This is a genomic window from Thermus thermamylovorans (assembly GCF_004307015.1).
In the GTDB taxonomy this organism is placed as follows: Bacteria; Deinococcota; Deinococci; order Deinococcales; family Thermaceae; genus Thermus; species Thermus thermamylovorans.
This window is the reverse complement of the sequence record NZ_SIJL01000005.1, coordinates 105,138-119,877: the sequence shown is the minus strand read 5'-3', so window position 1 is coordinate 119,877 and position 14,740 is coordinate 105,138. Positions and strand designations below refer to the sequence as shown.

Below are 14,740 nucleotides of genomic sequence, written 5' to 3'. Positions count from 1 at the left end.
GTGAGCCCCAGTTTACCCCTCAGAGGGCCCGCTGGTACTGGGGCGGGACCTCCGGGGCCACGCCCAAGGCCTGGGCGGCCCTTAAGGGGAAGTAGGGGTCCCGGAGGAGGACCCGGCCCAGAAGCACCAGATCGGCGCTTCCCGCCTGCAGGAGGGTTTCCGCCTGCTCGGGGGTGGTGATGAGGCCCACGGCCCCTGTCCTCAGGCCCACCTTCTTGCGCACCGCGTCGGCGAAGGGCACCTGGAAGCCGGGGGCCACGGGAACCTTCACCCCGGGCACCACGCCCCCGCTGGAGCAGTCCAAAAGGTCCACCCCCAGGGCCTTGAGCCTTGCCGCGAAGGCCAGGGTGTCCGTTAGGCCCCACCCCCCCTCGGCCCAGTCCGTGGCCGAGACCCGCACCAGGAGGGGAAGCTCCGGGGGCAGGGCCTCCCGCACCGCCTTTGCCACCTGCAGGGGAAAGCGCATGCACCCTNNNGGGAAGCTCCGGGGGCAGGGCCTCCCGCACCGCCTTTGCCACCTGCAGGGGAAAGCGCATGCACCCTTCCAGGCTTCCCCCGTAGGCGTCGGTGCGCTGGTTGGAGAGGGGGGAGAGGAAGGAGGAGAGCAGGTAGCCGTGGGCCATGTGGAGCTCGATCACCTGGAAGCCAGCTTCCAGGGCCCGCTTGGCGCCCTCCACGAAGGCCTCTAGGATCCTTTCCATCCCCGCCTCGTCCAGGGGCTCGGGCACCGGGTAGCCCTCGGCGAAGGGCAGGGGGCTTGGCCCCACCACCCGCCAGCCCAGGGGCTTCCCCCCCTCCCAGGGCCGGGCGGTCCCCGCCTTGCGCCCGGCGTGGGCCAGCTGGATCCCCGGCACCGCCCCCGCCTCCCGGATCCTCCGGGCGAGCTCCCTCAGGCCCGGGAGGTGCGCCTCAGACCAGATGCCGAGGTCATAGGGGCTGATGCGGCCCCAGGGCTCCACGGCGGTGGCCTCCACCAGGACCAGGCCCACGCCCCCCAGGGCCCGGGTGGGGTAGTGGAGGAGGTGCCACTCCGTTACCCGGCCTCCTTCTGTGGCCGAGTACTGGCACATGGGGGACATGGCCAGGCGGTTCTTGAGCCGAAGGGACCGCAGCTCCAGGGGGGTGAATAGGAGGGACATGGGTCCATTATGGCTGGGTAGGCCGGGAAAGGCTAAGGGTGCTGCCGGCCTTCAGGGATAGCGGGCAAGGTCCTTTCCTGGGGACGGGCTATCCTAGGCCAGGTGCGGGGCGCCGTGCACCCCTGGCGAAGGGGCGGCGGTTTGACCACGCCCAAACCCCAAGGGGACGCCAGACGAGGTCTACCCCGCCAAGCCTCCCCGGGGTAGACTGGTCCCATGGACCCCGGCCTCGGTCAAGGGCAAAGCCCTGGGCTTGCGGCCGCCTTCCGCCACGTGGAGCGCCTCCTCTTTGGCGACACGGAGCGCCCCGGCCTCACCCTCTACGATCTGGAGCGCCTGGTGGGCTACCCCGCCAGAGGGGATGGCCCCCTCGCCTACACCCTTCCCCGCACGAAGGCCCTTTCCGGGGTGCAGGGGGTGCGCCTCTACTACTACCCCCGGGACCCCCACCTGCAGCTCATCGTGGAGGTGGAGGACCTGGAAGGGGGAAAGCACCTCCGCCACTTTCGCTGGAACGGATTCACCTGGGAGGTGCCCGAAGGCGGCCGGGGGGACCTCGAGGCCACCGAAGAGGCCGCAGCACCGGTGCAGGTGGGGGAGGACTACTTCCTGGGCTACCCCCGGGAGGAGGCCTTGGAGCTGGAGCGGGAGGTGCGCAAGGGGGAGGCCATGGGGGCCAAATACCTCCAGTGCCCCCGCTGCGGCGCCCGGGTCTTCTACGCCCCCGCGGTGCGCCCCGCCGAGGTGGCCTGCCCCCGGTGCGGCAACCCCACCCTCCTCTTCAAGACCCTCTCCGGGGGCGAGCTGCCCAGAGACCCCCTCGAGGCCCTGGCCGAGGAGCAGCGGGCCCTGCGGCGGGCCCTGGAGGAGCTCCTGGCCTACCTGAGGCGCAAGCTCGGCCCCTAGCCTCCCGGCGGGCTCAGCGGAGGCGCTCTTCCAGCCACCCCCCGATGGCCAAGACCCGCCCGTCCTCCGCGTAGGGCCCCACCACCTGGAGCCCTATGGGGAGTCCCTCCACCTTGGCGAAGGGGAGGGTGAGGGCGGGTACCCCCAGGAGGCTGAAGGGCAGGGTGAGGGTGATGAAGGCCTCCCGGTGGCTCCTCCTGCCCGATTCCAGCTCCACCTCCTCCGTGCCCAGGGGGGGAGCGGGGAGGGGCTGGGCGGGGAGGAGGAGGGCGTCCACCCCCCGGAGGGCCTTCATCAGCTGGAGGCGTAGGGCCTCCCGCTCGGCCACCGCGTCCCGGTAGTCCTTCTCCGTGAGGGCGAGCCCCGCCAAAAGGGCCTCCCGCACCCCCGGGGAGAAGCCCTCCGGGTGTTCCTCCAGGGCTTTCTGGTGGATGCGGGCCGCCTCGTAGCGCACCAGGCGGGTGTAGACCTCGTAGACCCCGGGAAGGGGCAAGGCGACCTCCCGCACCTCGGCCCGGAGGCCGGGGAGGTCTTCCAGCAGGCGGGAAAAGGCCTTGCGCACCCCCACCCCGAGCCTTCCCTCCAGGAAGTCCAGGGGCACGCCCAAGGTGGGGTTCTGGGGGCCCTCCAGGGGGATGCCCTCCCCGGCCAGGATCTCCGTGAGGAAGTGGGCGTCCCGTACGCTTTTGGCGATGGGCCCCGCGTGGTCGGTGGAGCGCGAGAGGGGCAGGGCCCCTTCCAGGCTCACCCGGCCGAAGGAGGGCTTGAAGCCCACCACCCCGTTGAAGGCCGCGGGGATGCGGATGGAGCCCCCGGTATCCGTGCCCAAGGAGGCGAGGCCGATCCCCAGGGCCACGGCCACGGCGCTGCCGCTGCTGGAACCCCCGGCTTGGCGGCTGGGGTCGATGGCGTTCCGCACCGGGCCCGTCCAGGGGTTTTCCCCGGTGATGCCCAGGGCGATCTCGTGCATGTGGGTCTTGGCGAAGAGGAGGGCCCCGGCCTCCCGCAGGCGGCGCACCGCCGCCGCCTCCTCGGGCAGGGGGGGGAGGGGGGCCCGGGTCCCGGCGCGGGTGGGCATGCCCGACACGGGGAAGAGGTCCTTTACCGTGAGGGGCAGGCCGTGGAGGGGGCCCCGGGGCTGGCCCCTTCGGAGCTCCTCCGTGAGCCTCTGGGCCTCCGCCCGCGCCCCTTCCTCGTCCAGGTAGGCCAAGGCGTTGCGATCCTGGAAGGCCCGGGCCCGCTCCAGGGCCTCTTCCAAAAGGCTCAAAGGGGTGGCTTCTTCCCGCTCCAGAAGGGCTTTGGCCCCAATGAGGTCCATGCTCCATTATAAAAGCCCCAGGCGGGCCTTCCCCCAGGGGCGTTTGCCCCCCTCAGGCTAGGCGGAGGGGCTCCACCTCCACCGGGGTGCTGTGGAAGGTGCTCCCGCCCCCCAGGTCCGTGAGCCTTTCCGAGGTGAGGTGGTTGATCCCCTTGCCGTCCGGGGTCCACCCCTCCCACCAGGTGCCCTCCAGGACCACCGTGCCCGGGACGGGGGCCTCGGTCAGCTTCGCCTTCCGCACCACCTGGCCCCAAGGGGAGCGGATGTGGACCAAAGCCCCGTCCGTCACCCCCCGGGCCTCCGCGTCCAGGGGGTGGATGAGGAGGCGGGGCTCCCCCCCTTCCGCTTCCACCAGTTCCCGCACGTTCCCGTAGGTGGTGTTGAGGAAGCGGTGGGCCGGGGGGGTGAGGAGGATCAGGGGGTAGTCCGGCAGGGGCTCCGTGGGGATGACCTCCGGCGGGGGGCTGAAGCGCACGGGGCCTTGGGCGAAGGGCAGGAAGGGCTTGGGGAGGCGGAGCTTGGCGAAGCCCTCCCGTTTGAGCCTTTCCAGGCTGATCCCCTCCAGGTAGGGATGGTCCACATCCAGGAGGCTCCTGGCCACCGCTTCCGCCTCCCAGTAGAGGGTGGGCTCCTTTAGGCCAAGCCTCCTCGCCAGCTCCCGGAAGACCCAGGTGTTGGGCCGGGCCTTCCCTTCCGGTTCGGCCAGAGGTTCGTTCCAGGAGAGATAGTAGTGGCCGTAGCTGGTGTAGAGGTCCGGGTGTTCGTAGAAGAGGGTGGCGGGGAGGAGGTAGTCGGCGTAGCGGGCGGTTTCCGTCATCACCTGCTCCAGGACCACGGTGAGGAGGTCCTCCCGCAAAAGCCCTTCCTTGACCCTTCCCGTGTTCGGGGCCACCACCAGGGGGTTGCTGTTGAAGACGAAAAGGGCCCGGATGGGCGGGTCAAGGGCGGTGAGGGCGCTTGCCAGCTCGTTCATGTTCACCCGGCGCACCCGGGGGTTGGGCCGGAAGTAGCCCTCATGGGGGTGCTCCCCCTCCAGGAGGTGTCTTCCCCCCAGAAAGCGCTTGTTCAGGGGAAAGGCGCCGCTGGTGGAGAGCATGGCCCCGCACCCCGGGTGGCGCCAGGCCCCCAGGAGGGCGGGGAGGAGGATCACCGCCCTGAGGGCGTTCCCCCCGCCCGGGTGGCGGGTCATGCCGTAGCCCACCCGGAGGAAGACCCGTTTGGCCTCCCCCAGCTCCCGGGCTAGCCTTTCTATGGCCTCCTCCGGTACCCCGGTGAGGGCGCTGGCCCGCCTGGGCGTCCACCCCTCCGCCTCCTCCTGGAAGGCCTCCACCCCGGTGGCCGCCTCCTCCAGGTAGGCCCGGTCCACCAAGCCCTCCCGGAAGAGCACGTGGGCTAGGGCGTAGGCCAAGGCGGCGTCGGTGCCGGGGCGGAGCTTCAGGTGCTCATCGGCGAAGCGGCTCGTCAGGTTCTCGTAGGGGTCGATGTGGACCACCTTGGCCCCCCGCCTCCTCGCCGCCTTGAGGAAGGGGGTGAGGTGGCTGTTGGTGGAGAGGCTATTGATACCCCAAAGGAGGAGGTAGCGGACGTTTTCCGGGATCTCCTCGGGATCTGGGGCCAGGCGGGGCCCATAGGTCATCTCCCAGGCAGCGCTCCCCGCGCTGGAGCAGATGGTTTCCAGAAGCTCCGAGGCCCCGATGGCCCGGAAGAAGGCCAGGGGGTGCTGGTTCTCCACGAGGCCCATGGTGCCCGCGTAGTGGTAGGGGAGCACCGCCTCGCCCCCGTGGGCGTCCAGGATGGCCTTGAGCCTCTCGGCGATCCCGTCCAGGGCCTCCTCCCAGGAGATCCTCTCAAAACGGCCTTCCCCCTTCCGCCCCACCCGGCGCAAGGGGTAGAGGAGGCGCGCCTTTACCCTTTCCGGGTAGCGGTAGGTCTTGGCGCAGGCGTAGCCCCGGGTGAAGGGGTGGGCCGGGTCCCCTTCCACCCGCACGAGCCTCCCCCCCTCCAGGGTGAGGAGGAGGCTGCAGGCGTCGGGGCAGTCCAGGGGACAGGTGGCGCGGGCCTTCATGCCCCTTAGGATAGGGGAAGGTGCCGGGTATGGAGCCTTTGGAAACCCCTTTCTGGCGGAAGGGCCTCCAGGTGGCCGGGGTGGACGAGGCAGGAAGGGGGGCCTGGGCGGGGCCCATCGTGGTGGGGGCGGTGGTCCTGCCCCCCGGGGTCTACCCCTTCCGGGACTCCAAGCTCCTAGGGCCTGAGGAACGGGCGCGCCTGGCGGAGGCGGTGCGGCGGGTGGCCTTGGCCTTGGCCCTAGGGGTGGCGGAGGTGGCGGAGGTGGACCGCCTTGGGCCGCTTGGGGCCACCCTGCTGGCGGCGGAGCGGGCTTTGGCCCTTTTGAACCCCCCTCCGGAGGCGTTGGTCACCGACTACCTCCGGGTGGCCACCTCCCTGCCCCTGTTTGCCCCTCCCAGGGCGGACCGGCATAGCCCCAGCGTGGCCGCGGCCAGCATCCTGGCCAAGGTATACCGGGACCGCCTCATGGAGGAGCTGGACCACCTCTACCCCGGCTACGGCTTCGCCCGGCACAAGGGCTACGGCACCCCGGAGCACCGGGAGGCCCTGGCCCGCCTGGGGCCTTCCCCGGTCCACCGTAAGCGCTACGCCCCCGTGGCCCAGGCGGCCTTAAGGTTTCCTGAAGGGGGATAGGCGGGCTTTGGGCTAGGCTGGGGGAGGAGGTGCCCATGCGCCCGGTTCTGATCCTTATGGCGGGCCTCCTTTCCGCCTGCACCTTGACCCTGGAGGGGGTGAGCCTCACCTACCGCCTGGACCTCACCCCGGCCATCCTGCGCTTCGAGCCCGACCGGGGGGTGGGGGCCACCTACTTCGTGGGGGAGGAGGTGCGCTTCCTCCTCACCCTGGCCGCCCCAGGCTGGGTGACCCTTGTGGCCCGGGACCCGGACGGTTTCACCTACGAGTTCGACCGCCTCTACCTGGACCGGGGCACCCACCTGCTCCCCCCAGGGGCTTACCGCTACGCCCTCACCCCGCCCCGGGGCCTCCACCGGGTGCGGGCGGTCTACACCGATGCCCCTCCGGGCAGGGTGCGCTTGGAGGGGCGCTACGCCAACTGGGACGCGAGGCTTCGGGTCTACGTGGAGGCTTCCCGGGCCACCCGCCACCAGGTGGCAGAAACTTTCTTCTATGTCCGTTGAGGCTGCAAGAACATGCGCTCGGGGGCTTGCAGCCCCAGGGAGGCCCCGGGTATAATCCCTCCCGACCGCCAAGGAGGTCAAAACATGGATAGGCGTGGGTTTTTGAAGAAGGCAGGTATCGGCGTGGCCGCCAGCGCGGCTTTTGGCCCGGTCTTCGCCCAGGCCACCCCCACCGTCCGGTGGCGGCTCGCCAGCAGCTTCCCCCGGAGCCTGGACACCATCTACGGGGCGGCGGAGCTCTTCGCCGAGCGGGTTTCCGCCCTCACCGGCGGCCGCTTCCAGATCCGGCCCCACCAGGCGGGGGAGATCGTGCCCGGGCTCCAGGTGATGGACGCGGTGCAGGCGGGCACGGTGGAGATCGGCCACACCGCCAGCTACTACTACGTGGGCAAGGCCCAGGTCCTGGCCTTCGACACCTCGGTGCCCTTCGGCCTCACCGCCCGGCAGCAGAACGCCTGGATGTACTTCGGGGGCGGCATCGAGCTCTTCCGCCCCATCTTCGCCGACTTCGGCATCATCCAGTTCCCCGGGGGGAACACCGGGGCGCAGATGGGGGGCTGGTTCCGCCGCGAGATCCGCACCGTGGCCGACCTGCGGGGCCTCAAGATGCGCATCCCCGGCCCCGGGGGGCAGGTGATGAGCCGGCTCGGGGTGGTGCCCCAGGTGCTGGCGGGGGGTGACATCTACCCCGCCCTGGAGCGGGGCGTGGTGGACGCCGCCGAGTGGGTGGGTCCCTACGACGACGAGAAGCTCGGCTTCCACCGGGTGGCCCGCTTCTACTACTACCCCGGCTGGCATGAGCCCGGTCCCATGCTCTCCTTCTACATCAACCTCCGGGAATGGGGCCGCCTGCCCCGGGAGTACCAGCAGGCGGTCGAGGTGGCCGCCGCGGAGGCCAACCAGTGGATGCTGGCCAAGTACGACCAGGTGAACACCCAGGCCCTGCAACGGCTGGTGCGGGCCGGGGTGCAGCTGCGCCGCTGGTCCGCAGAGATCATGCGGGCCGCCCAGCAGGCCGCCTTCGCCTGGTACGAGGAGGAGGCGGCCAGGGACGCCACCTACCGCCGGGTCTACACCGCCTGGCGCAACTTCCGCCAGGAGCAGTACCGCTGGTTCAACGTGGCCGAGCTGGGCTACGCCAGCTACGCCTTCCCCAACCCCTAGGTCCGGCAAAGCCCCTGTCCCGGCCGGGCCAGGGCCCGGCCGGGGCGGGTTTGGGGTCCGCCTCGGGGGAGGCCCTGGGTATCACCGGGGCCCCCACGGGGACGAGGTCCCCGTGGGGTGGTATCACCACCCCAGGCCCCGGGCGAAGGCCAGGATGGGGTCCTTGAGGAGGTAGACCAGGAGGAGGACCAAAAGCTGCAGGCCGATGAAGGGGGCCCCCGAGATGTAGATGTCCCCGGTGCGCACCGAGGCCGGGGCCACGTTCCTCAGGTAGAAGAGGGCGAAGCCGAAGGGGGGGGTGAGGAAGGAGGTCTGCAGGTTCACCCCCACCAGGAGACCGAACCAGAGCTTGTCGATGCCTAGGGCCTCGGCCCCGATGGCCAGGAGGGGGAGGACGATGAAGGCGATCTCGAAGAAGTCGATGAAGAAGCCCAGGAGGAAGACCAGGACCATGACGAAGAGGACGAAGCCCGCCTCCCCCCCGGGGAGCCGGGTGAAGAAGCCCTCGATCCAGTAATCCCCGTCCACCGCCCGGAAGATCAGGCTGAAGAGGGTGGAGCCGATGAGGATGAAGATGACGAAGGCGGTGAGCTTGGCCGTGCTCTCCATGGCCCCGTAGAGGACGGGGAAGGAGAGCCTCCGGTTCAGGGCCGCCAGGACCAGGGCCCCCACCACCCCCATGGCCCCGGCCTCCGTGGGGGTGGCGATGCCCAGGAGCACCGTGCCCAGCACCAGGAAGATGAGGACCAAGGGGGGGACCATGGAGAGGAGGGCCCGCCGCAGGAGGGGGTTCCCCCGGATCCGCGGCAGGAGAACCAGGGTCCAAAGGGCCAGGGCCAGGAGGACCTCCAGGCCCTCCAGCCAGGCGGGCAGGCGCAGGAACTCCCCCAGCCGCCAGGCCCCCACCCCCACCAGGAGGTAGGAGAGGAGGGCGAAGACCGCCTCCCCCTCCCGGCCCGCCTCGGGCCGGGCCTCCGGGGGCAGGGCCGGGGCCCACTGGGGGCGGAAGAGGGCCACGTAGATCACGTAGAGGAAGTAGAGCCCCACGGTGAAGGCGGCGGGGATCAGGGCCGCCCGGTACATGTCCCCCACGCTCACCCCCAGCTGGTCGGCCATGACGATGAGGACCACGCTGGGGGGGACGATCTGGGCCAGGGTGGCCGAGCCCAGGATCACCCCGCTGGCGAAGCGGGGGTTGTAGCCGTACTTGAGCATGACGGGCAGGGAGATGAGCCCCATGGCCATGACGCTGGCGGCGACGACCCCGGTGGTGGCGGCCAGGATGGCCCCCACGAAGACCACGCTCAAGGCCAGCCCCCCCCGGAAGGGGCCGAAGAGCTTGCCCATGGTGTCCAAAAGGGCCTCGGCCAGGCCGCTCCGCTGCAGGATGATCCCCATGAAGGTGAAGAAGGGGATGGCCAGGAGGAGCTGGTTGGACATGATGCCGAAGATGCGGTCGGGCATGGCCCGGAGAAGCGGTGCAGGGAAGAGGTCCAGGGCGATGCCCAAAAAGCCGAAAACGATGCCCACCGCGCCTAGGGCGAAGGCCACGGGGTAGCCGGAGAGGAGGAAGAGGATCAGGGCCAGGAACATCAGGGGGGGCATGAGGGCGTAGAGGTCCACCCTACATCACCCCCTTCTCCTCCCCCGGCAGGGGGAGGTGCCCGGTGAGGAAGGCCACCCGCTTGATGAGCTCCGAGATTCCCTGGAGGAAGAGGAGGGCGAAGCCCAGGGGCAGGGCCAGCTTGATGGGCCAGCGGGGCAGGCCCCCCACGTCGGGGGACATCTCCCGGATGCTCCAGGAGGCCATGGCCCAGGGCCAGGCCAGGTAGATCACCCCCGCCGCCATGGGCAGGAGGAAGAGCACCGTGCCCACCACGTCGATCCAGGCCTGGGTCCTTTTGGAAAGGCGGCCGAAGACCAGGTCGATGCGCACGTGGGCGTTGTGCTTCAGGGCGTAGGCCCCCCCGAAGAGGAAGATGAGGCTGAACATGTACCACTGGGCCTCGAGGTAGGCGTTGGAGCTGTAGCTGAAGCCGTAGCGCATGAGGGCGTTGCCTGCGGAGAGGAGGGCTACCAGGAGCACCAGCCAGAGGACGACCCGCCCCACCCCCTCGGTCAAGGCGTCTATGCCCCGCGAAACCTGCAAGAGAATGCGCATTCCCAACCTCCTTGGCTAACCCGCACCATGCTACCCAGGGGCCGGTAGGGCGTCAACGCGGCCAGGGCAAGGGCCTCGCCCGGCTGGCCCCTTGGGGTTATGGGGCATATTCTCGCCCCCCTGGGCCCCTGAAGGCAAGGGGCTGCCTCACCGGGCCCGGCGGATGGGGGCCACCAGGAAGGCCCCCAGGAGGAAGAACCCCCCGGCCAGGAGGAAGAGGACCAGGTACCCCAGCCCCTCCTCCCGGGCGTTCAGGAGGTCCAAGGGCCGCCCGAAGGCCCCCGCCAGCACCTGGGGCACCACGATGGAGGTCTGCCACAGGCCCATGTCCGTGGCGTGGGCCTCGGGGTCCCGGAGGACATCGGCCACCAGGGCCCAGTCCACCGCCAGGTACACCCCGTAGAAGAGGCCGAAGAAGAGGGCCAGGCCCAGGAAGAGGTCGTAGCGGGGGAAGAGGAGGAGGAAGGGCATGAGGAGGCCCAGCCCCGCCCCCGAAAGGTAGATGAGGGGCTTGCGCCCGAGGCGGTCCGAGGCCCGCCCCGCGGGCAGGCTGGCCAGGGCCGCCCCCAGGGAGATGAGGAGGCCCAGGAGGGCCACCGCCTGGAAAGGCTCCTCGGTGAGGGTCCGGCCCAGGGCCTGGAAGGTCCGCACCGCGTCCGCCAGGTAGTACTGCAGGTAGGTCTGGGCCAGGTAGAAGCCCAGCATCACCAGGAAGCGGGTGAGGTAGACCAGGAGGAAGTCCCGGTCCCCCCAGGGGGCGGCCAGGGCGGTGAGGAGGGGCCTGGGGTTCCGGCGCGGAAGGCGGTCGGGGACCACCCGGGCGCTGGCCAGGGCCCCCAGGAGGTTCACCAGGGCCGCCAGGTGGGCCTGGGGGGCCAGGGGCAGGAGGAAGCCCACCACCCCCCCCAGCACCTGCCCGGACACCTGCAAGACCCCCATGTACCCCGCGGCCGTCCCCCGCTCTCCCCGGGGCACCAGGTCGGGGATGAGGGCCGAGTAGGGCCCGGTGGCCAGGTCGTCCCCCACCTGCAGGAGCAGGTAGGCCAGGAGGAGGAGGCCGTAGCTGGGGGCGTGGACCAGGAGGAGGAGGGCCGTGGCGGTGAGGAGGCTTCCCAGGAGCAAAAAGGGCCGCCGCCTTCCCAGGCGGTCCGAGAGGTAGCCCATGAGGGGCGGGCCCAGGATGGCCATCACCGCCCCCAGGGCGAAGAGGAAGCCGAGCCTCGAGGCCCGCTCCTCCGGGGGGGAGAGCTCCGCCACCTTGGCAGGGAGGATCACCAGGAGGACCAGGAACCACTTGAGGCTGGTGGCGAACCAGTAGGCGGAAAGGGCGAGGAACCACCCGGGGCCGCGGGGCATGGGCCCCACCTTACCAGAGCCCAGGCCCGCGGGCAGGTCCTTCCGGGACGGGCCCCCGCCCCCTTCCTCCGATATAATCCCTACCGTGCCCGTCCTCTGGCTTCGCGACCGCGCCCTGGACCTCTCCCGCCCCCGCCTCATGGGCGTCCTCAACCTCACCCCCGACTCCTTTTCCGACGGCGGCCTCTACCTGGATCCGGAACGGGCCCTGGAGCGGGCCAAGGCCCTGGTGGCCGAGGGGGCAGACCTCCTGGACCTGGGGGCCGAGTCCACCCGCCCGGGGGCGGAGCCCGTGCCCCTGGAGGAGGAGAAAAGGCGGCTCCTCCCTGTGTTGGAGGCTGTCCTGGGCCTGGGGGTGCCGGTGAGCGTGGACACCCGCAAACCCGAGGTGGCGGCGGAGGCCCTGAGGCTGGGGGCCCACCTCCTGAACGACGTGACGGGCCTCAGGGACGAGCGCATGGTGGCCCTTTGCGCCCGCTTTGGGGTGGCGGCGGTGGTCATGCACATGCCCGTCCCCGACCCGCGGGCCATGATGGCCCACGCCCGCTACCGGGACGTGGTGGCCGAGGTGCGGGCCTTCCTGGAGGCCCAGGCGGAGGGGGCCCTGAGGGCGGGGGTGCCCCAGGTGGTCCTGGACCCGGGCTTCGGCTTCGGGAAGCTCCTGGAGCACAACCTGGCCCTCCTCCGCCGCCTGGAGGCCATCGTGGGGCTGGGCCACCCGGTTCTGGTGGGGCTCTCCCGCAAGCGCACCATCGGGGAGCTCACGGGGGTGGAGGAGCCCCGGGAGCGGGTCCTGGGCTCCGTGGCCGCCCACCTCTACGCCGCCATGAAGGGGGCGAGGCTCCTTCGGGTCCACGACGTAAAGGCCCACCGGGAGGCCCTCTCCGTCTGGAACGCCCTTTGGGGGTAGCCGTGGGGGAGATCGCCCTTTTGGGCCTGGAGTTCTACGGCCACCACGGGGTGCGGCCCGAGGAGGGGCGGCTTGGGGCCCGGTTCGTGGTGGACCTCTGGCTCCAGGTGCCCTTCGAGGGCAAGGGGGACCGGCTGGAGGAGACCGTGGACTACGCCCAGGTCTACGCCCTGGTGGAGGCGGCGGTGCGCCGCCGACGGTTTTACCTGATCGAGGCCCTGGCCGACCACCTGGCGGAGGAGCTCCTCCGGGCCTTCCCCCGCCTTCAGGCGGTGCGGGTGCGGGTGCACAAGCCCCACGCCCCCATCCCCGGGGTCTTCCGCGACGTGTACGCGGAAACGGAGAGGAGGCGCTCCTAGAGGGCGTTTCCTCCCCTCATCTTGCGCTCATGGGAAGCCTGTGGTAGGATGACCCCGCCCGAAAGGGCAAAGCCGATAGCCCTATGCCCTCCCCACCGCTCATTGAGCGGTGGGCTATGAACTCCCTCACCCCCATGGGCTAAACTGAGGGGGCCCGGTGAAGGGGCGGGCCTGCGTATGGAAAGGGTGGCCATATTTATCGACGGCTCCAACCTCTACAAGGGGCTGGTGCAGCACCTGGGCTCGGACTACCGGCTGAACTTCATCGAGTTCATCACCCTCCTCACCGCGGGGCGGCGGCTTCTCAGGGCCTACTACTACAACGCCCCCCTGCCCCCGGAGGACCCCGCGGCCAAGGCCCACCAGAGCTTCCTCAACTACCTGAAGCGGGTTCCCTACGTGACCGTGCGCCTGGGCCGGCTGGAGCGCCGCACCGAGGGGTTCGTGGAAAAGGGGGTGGACATCCAAATCGCCATCGACATCCTGCGCCTGGCCTACGCGGACGCCTACGACGTGGCGGTTTTGGTCTCCGGGGACGGGGACTTCGCCGAGGTGGTGCGGGTGGTGCAGGACATGGGCAAGCAGGTGGAGAACACCACCTTCCACGCCCTCTCCTCCCACCGCCTGGCCCAGCAGGCGGACCGCTTCTACCCCCTGGACGACTTCCCCTGGGAGCGCCTCCGGGCGCAAAGCCTCCCCCAGGCCCCGGAAAGCGGGGAGTGACGCCACCCCCCGCGGGCTTCTTCCCCGGGGGGCCGCCTCACAGAATGGGGGCAAAGGGGCCTGCCCACGGCGTCCCTGGGGCCCCGTCGTGGCGCAGGCCACGACGGGGTGCTTAGAGCAGTTCCTCCGGGCGGAAGAAGAGGCCGATTTCCCGCTCGGCGTCCTCGAGGCTCGCCGAGCCGTGGACCACGTTTTCGTCGATGGTGGTGGCGAAGTCCCCGCGGAGGGTGCCGGGAAGGGCGTCCTTGGGGTGGGTGGCCCCCATCATCTTCCGCACCTCGGCCACCGCGCCCGGGCCCTCCAGGACCAGGGCCACCACCGGCCCCGAGGTGATGAAGCTCACCAGGCCGGGGAAGAAGGGCTTCTCCCGGTGCTCGGCGTAGTGCCTCTCCGCCAACTCCTGGGAGATGCGCATGAGCTTCAGGCCCACCAGGCGGAAGCCCTTGCGCTCAAAGCGGGCGAGGATCTCCCCCACCAGGCCGCGCCTGACCCCGTCGGGTTTCACCATCACGAAGGTGCGCTCCATACCCCTAGGAGTCTAGCAGGTCTAGGGCCGGAAGTAGCCCAGGAGGATATAGGCCACCACCACCACCCAGAGGAGGATGAGGAGGGCGTCCCGCCAGGCCACCCGGGGACGCCGCGCCTCGGGCTCCAGCACCTGGGTGGGCAGCTCCTCAGGCTCCTCCCCCAGTTTCAGGCGCACCGGCTGCCCCCCCGCCGCCTCCAGGGGGAGGGCGTAGGGCCGGGCCCCTTTGGGCAGCTCCTCGGGCAGGCGCACCACCAGGGCGCTCACGTTGTCGGGCCCCCCCCACTCGTTGGCCAGGGCCACCAGGCGGCGGGCGGCCTCCTCCGGGGGGAAGTTCTTCAGCACCTCCAGGAGGGTGCGGTCCTCCAGCACCCCGGAAAGCCCGTCGGTGCAGAGCAAGAAGGCGTCCCCGGGCTCCGCCTTGAGGCCCAGGAGGTCCACCCGGGCCTGGGGGAAGGAGCCCAGGGCGTTGGTGATCACGTTGCGCCAGCGGTGGGTCTTGGCCTCCTCGGGGGAGAGGAGGCCCTGGCGTACCCTCTCCGCCACCCAGGAGTGGTCCTCGGTGAGGAGGGCAAGCTCCCCCCGGCGCAGGAGGTAGGCCCGGGAGTCTCCCACGTGGGCGATCAGGGCATAGGGCAAATCCAAAAGGAGGCAGGTGGCGGTGGTGCCCATGCCCCGGTTCTCGGGACGCTGGGCCTCCAGGTAGATGGCCTCGTTGGCCCGCTCCAGGGCTTCCAGGAGGACCTTGGGGGAGGGGTCGGTCCCCTGCAGGTGGGCGAGGACGGTGTCCACTGCCAGCCGGGCCGCCACCTCCCCCGTGCGGTGCCCCCCCATCCCGTCCGCCACCACGAAGGCCCCGCCCCAGGGGGTGAGGGCGTAGCCCACCGCGTCCTCGTTCTTGGGACGTTTGCGGCCGGGGTGGGTTTCCAGGGCGAAGACCAGCCCGGGCACGGGGGGATTTTATACCACCCT

At 70.7% G+C, this 14,740-nt stretch carries 14 protein-coding genes and 1 pseudogene; 7 read left to right on the top strand and 8 right to left on the bottom strand.

Features of this window, described 5'->3' with window-relative positions; genetic code table 11:
* Positions 1-19: 19 nt before the first annotated feature.
* Positions 20-1,139: pseudogene (locus ETP66_RS05415) on the bottom strand (NADH:flavin oxidoreductase/NADH oxidase).
* Between the two features lie 216 nt (positions 1,140-1,355).
* On the opposite strand from ETP66_RS05415, the gene ETP66_RS05410 reads away from it, so the two are divergent.
* Complete coding sequence (locus tag ETP66_RS05410) at positions 1,356-2,045, top strand: hypothetical protein (RefSeq protein WP_130841343.1); 690 nt, start codon at positions 1,356-1,358, stop codon at positions 2,043-2,045.
* Positions 2,046-2,058: 13 nt separating this feature from the next.
* Here the strand turns inward: ETP66_RS05410 and ETP66_RS05405 are convergent, their stop codons facing one another.
* Together ETP66_RS05405 and ETP66_RS05400 are read right to left on the bottom strand one after the other, a co-directional pair.
* Complete coding sequence (locus ETP66_RS05405) at positions 2,059-3,363, bottom strand: amidase (protein ID WP_130841342.1); 1,305 nt, start codon at positions 3,361-3,363, stop codon at positions 2,059-2,061.
* 52 nt (positions 3,364-3,415) lie between these two features.
* Positions 3,416-5,428: a molybdopterin oxidoreductase family protein gene (locus tag ETP66_RS05400; protein ID WP_130841340.1), complete on the bottom strand. Its 2,013-nt coding sequence runs from the start codon at positions 5,426-5,428 to the stop codon at positions 3,416-3,418.
* Between the two features lie 29 nt (positions 5,429-5,457).
* Here ETP66_RS05400 and rnhB point away from each other — a divergent pair, with 29 nt between their 5' ends.
* From rnhB to ETP66_RS05385, 3 genes are all read left to right on the top strand, one after another.
* Positions 5,458-6,063, top strand: coding sequence for a ribonuclease HII (gene rnhB / locus ETP66_RS05395; RefSeq protein ID WP_130841338.1), 606 nt, complete (start codon positions 5,458-5,460; stop codon positions 6,061-6,063).
* 35 nt (positions 6,064-6,098) lie between these two features.
* On the top strand, positions 6,099-6,569 hold the full coding sequence (locus ETP66_RS05390) for a hypothetical protein (RefSeq protein ID WP_130841336.1): 471 nt from the start codon (positions 6,099-6,101) through the stop codon (positions 6,567-6,569).
* A gap of 84 nt (positions 6,570-6,653) precedes the next feature.
* Complete coding sequence (locus ETP66_RS05385; protein ID WP_130841335.1) at positions 6,654-7,733, top strand: TRAP transporter substrate-binding protein; 1,080 nt, start codon at positions 6,654-6,656, stop codon at positions 7,731-7,733.
* Between the two features lie 123 nt (positions 7,734-7,856).
* Here the strand turns inward: ETP66_RS05385 and ETP66_RS05380 are convergent, their stop codons facing one another.
* The 3 genes from ETP66_RS05380 to ETP66_RS05370 form a co-directional block, all read right to left on the bottom strand.
* Positions 7,857-9,356 carry a TRAP transporter large permease gene (locus tag ETP66_RS05380; RefSeq protein ID WP_130841333.1) on the bottom strand — a complete coding sequence of 500 codons (1,500 nt, stop codon included), beginning with the start codon at positions 9,354-9,356 and terminating at the stop codon, positions 7,857-7,859.
* 1 nt (position 9,357) lies between these two features.
* On the bottom strand, positions 9,358-9,894 hold the full coding sequence (locus tag ETP66_RS05375; RefSeq protein ID WP_130841331.1) for a TRAP transporter small permease subunit: 537 nt from the start codon (positions 9,892-9,894) through the stop codon (positions 9,358-9,360).
* 147 nt (positions 9,895-10,041) lie between these two features.
* Positions 10,042-11,250: an MFS transporter gene (locus ETP66_RS05370; RefSeq protein WP_130841329.1), complete on the bottom strand. Its 1,209-nt coding sequence runs from the start codon at positions 11,248-11,250 to the stop codon at positions 10,042-10,044.
* 139 nt (positions 11,251-11,389) lie between these two features.
* Here ETP66_RS05370 and folP point away from each other — a divergent pair, with 139 nt between their 5' ends.
* The 3 genes from folP to ETP66_RS05355 all read left to right on the top strand — a co-directional run bounded on the left by folP (position 11,390) and on the right by ETP66_RS05355 (position 13,242).
* Positions 11,390-12,160 carry a dihydropteroate synthase gene (gene folP, locus ETP66_RS05365; protein WP_201738476.1) on the top strand — a complete coding sequence of 257 codons (771 nt, stop codon included), beginning with the start codon at positions 11,390-11,392 and terminating at the stop codon, positions 12,158-12,160.
* A gap of 2 nt (positions 12,161-12,162) precedes the next feature.
* On the top strand, positions 12,163-12,519 hold the full coding sequence (gene folB / locus ETP66_RS05360; RefSeq protein WP_130841325.1) for a dihydroneopterin aldolase: 357 nt from the start codon (positions 12,163-12,165) through the stop codon (positions 12,517-12,519).
* 177 nt (positions 12,520-12,696) lie between these two features.
* Positions 12,697-13,242 (top strand): LabA-like NYN domain-containing protein, encoded by a 546-nt coding sequence (locus tag ETP66_RS05355; RefSeq protein WP_130841323.1) that lies wholly within the window; start codon positions 12,697-12,699, stop codon positions 13,240-13,242.
* A gap of 112 nt (positions 13,243-13,354) precedes the next feature.
* Here the strand turns inward: ETP66_RS05355 and ndk are convergent, their stop codons facing one another.
* Positions 13,355-13,768, bottom strand: a complete 414-nt coding sequence (ndk, locus tag ETP66_RS05350; protein WP_130841321.1) for a nucleoside-diphosphate kinase — start codon at positions 13,766-13,768, stop codon at positions 13,355-13,357.
* A 21-nt stretch (positions 13,769-13,789) separates the two neighbouring features.
* The gene (locus tag ETP66_RS05345) at positions 13,790-14,719 is read right to left on the bottom strand and encodes a PP2C family protein-serine/threonine phosphatase (RefSeq protein ID WP_130841319.1); all 930 of its coding nucleotides are present in this window, start codon (positions 14,717-14,719) and stop codon (positions 13,790-13,792) included.
* Positions 14,720-14,740: the final 21 nt, after the last annotated feature.

What these genes read in the sequence shown, in the direction of transcription:
- ETP66_RS05355 (WP_130841323.1), top strand. Translation starts at nt 12,697, where the DNA reads ATGGAAAGGGTGGCCATATTTATCGACGGCTCCAACCTCTACAAGGGG.
- ETP66_RS05385 (WP_130841335.1), top strand. Translation starts at nt 6,654, where the DNA reads ATGGATAGGCGTGGGTTTTTGAAGAAGGCAGGTATCGGCGTGGCCGCC.
- ETP66_RS05375 (WP_130841331.1), bottom strand. Translation starts at nt 9,894, where the DNA reads ATGCGCATTCTCTTGCAGGTTTCGCGGGGCATAGACGCCTTGACCGAG.
- ETP66_RS05400 (WP_130841340.1), bottom strand. Translation starts at nt 5,428, where the DNA reads ATGAAGGCCCGCGCCACCTGTCCCCTGGACTGCCCCGACGCCTGCAGC.
- folP (WP_201738476.1), top strand. Translation starts at nt 11,390, where the DNA reads ATGGGCGTCCTCAACCTCACCCCCGACTCCTTTTCCGACGGCGGCCTC.
- ETP66_RS05405 (WP_130841342.1), bottom strand. Translation starts at nt 3,363, where the DNA reads ATGGACCTCATTGGGGCCAAAGCCCTTCTGGAGCGGGAAGAAGCCACC.
- rnhB (WP_130841338.1), top strand. Translation starts at nt 5,458, where the DNA reads ATGGAGCCTTTGGAAACCCCTTTCTGGCGGAAGGGCCTCCAGGTGGCC.
- ETP66_RS05410 (WP_130841343.1), top strand. Translation starts at nt 1,356, where the DNA reads ATGGACCCCGGCCTCGGTCAAGGGCAAAGCCCTGGGCTTGCGGCCGCC.
- ndk (WP_130841321.1), bottom strand. Translation starts at nt 13,768, where the DNA reads ATGGAGCGCACCTTCGTGATGGTGAAACCCGACGGGGTCAGGCGCGGC.
- ETP66_RS05370 (WP_130841329.1), bottom strand. Translation starts at nt 11,250, where the DNA reads ATGCCCCGCGGCCCCGGGTGGTTCCTCGCCCTTTCCGCCTACTGGTTC.
- ETP66_RS05390 (WP_130841336.1), top strand. Translation starts at nt 6,099, where the DNA reads ATGCGCCCGGTTCTGATCCTTATGGCGGGCCTCCTTTCCGCCTGCACC.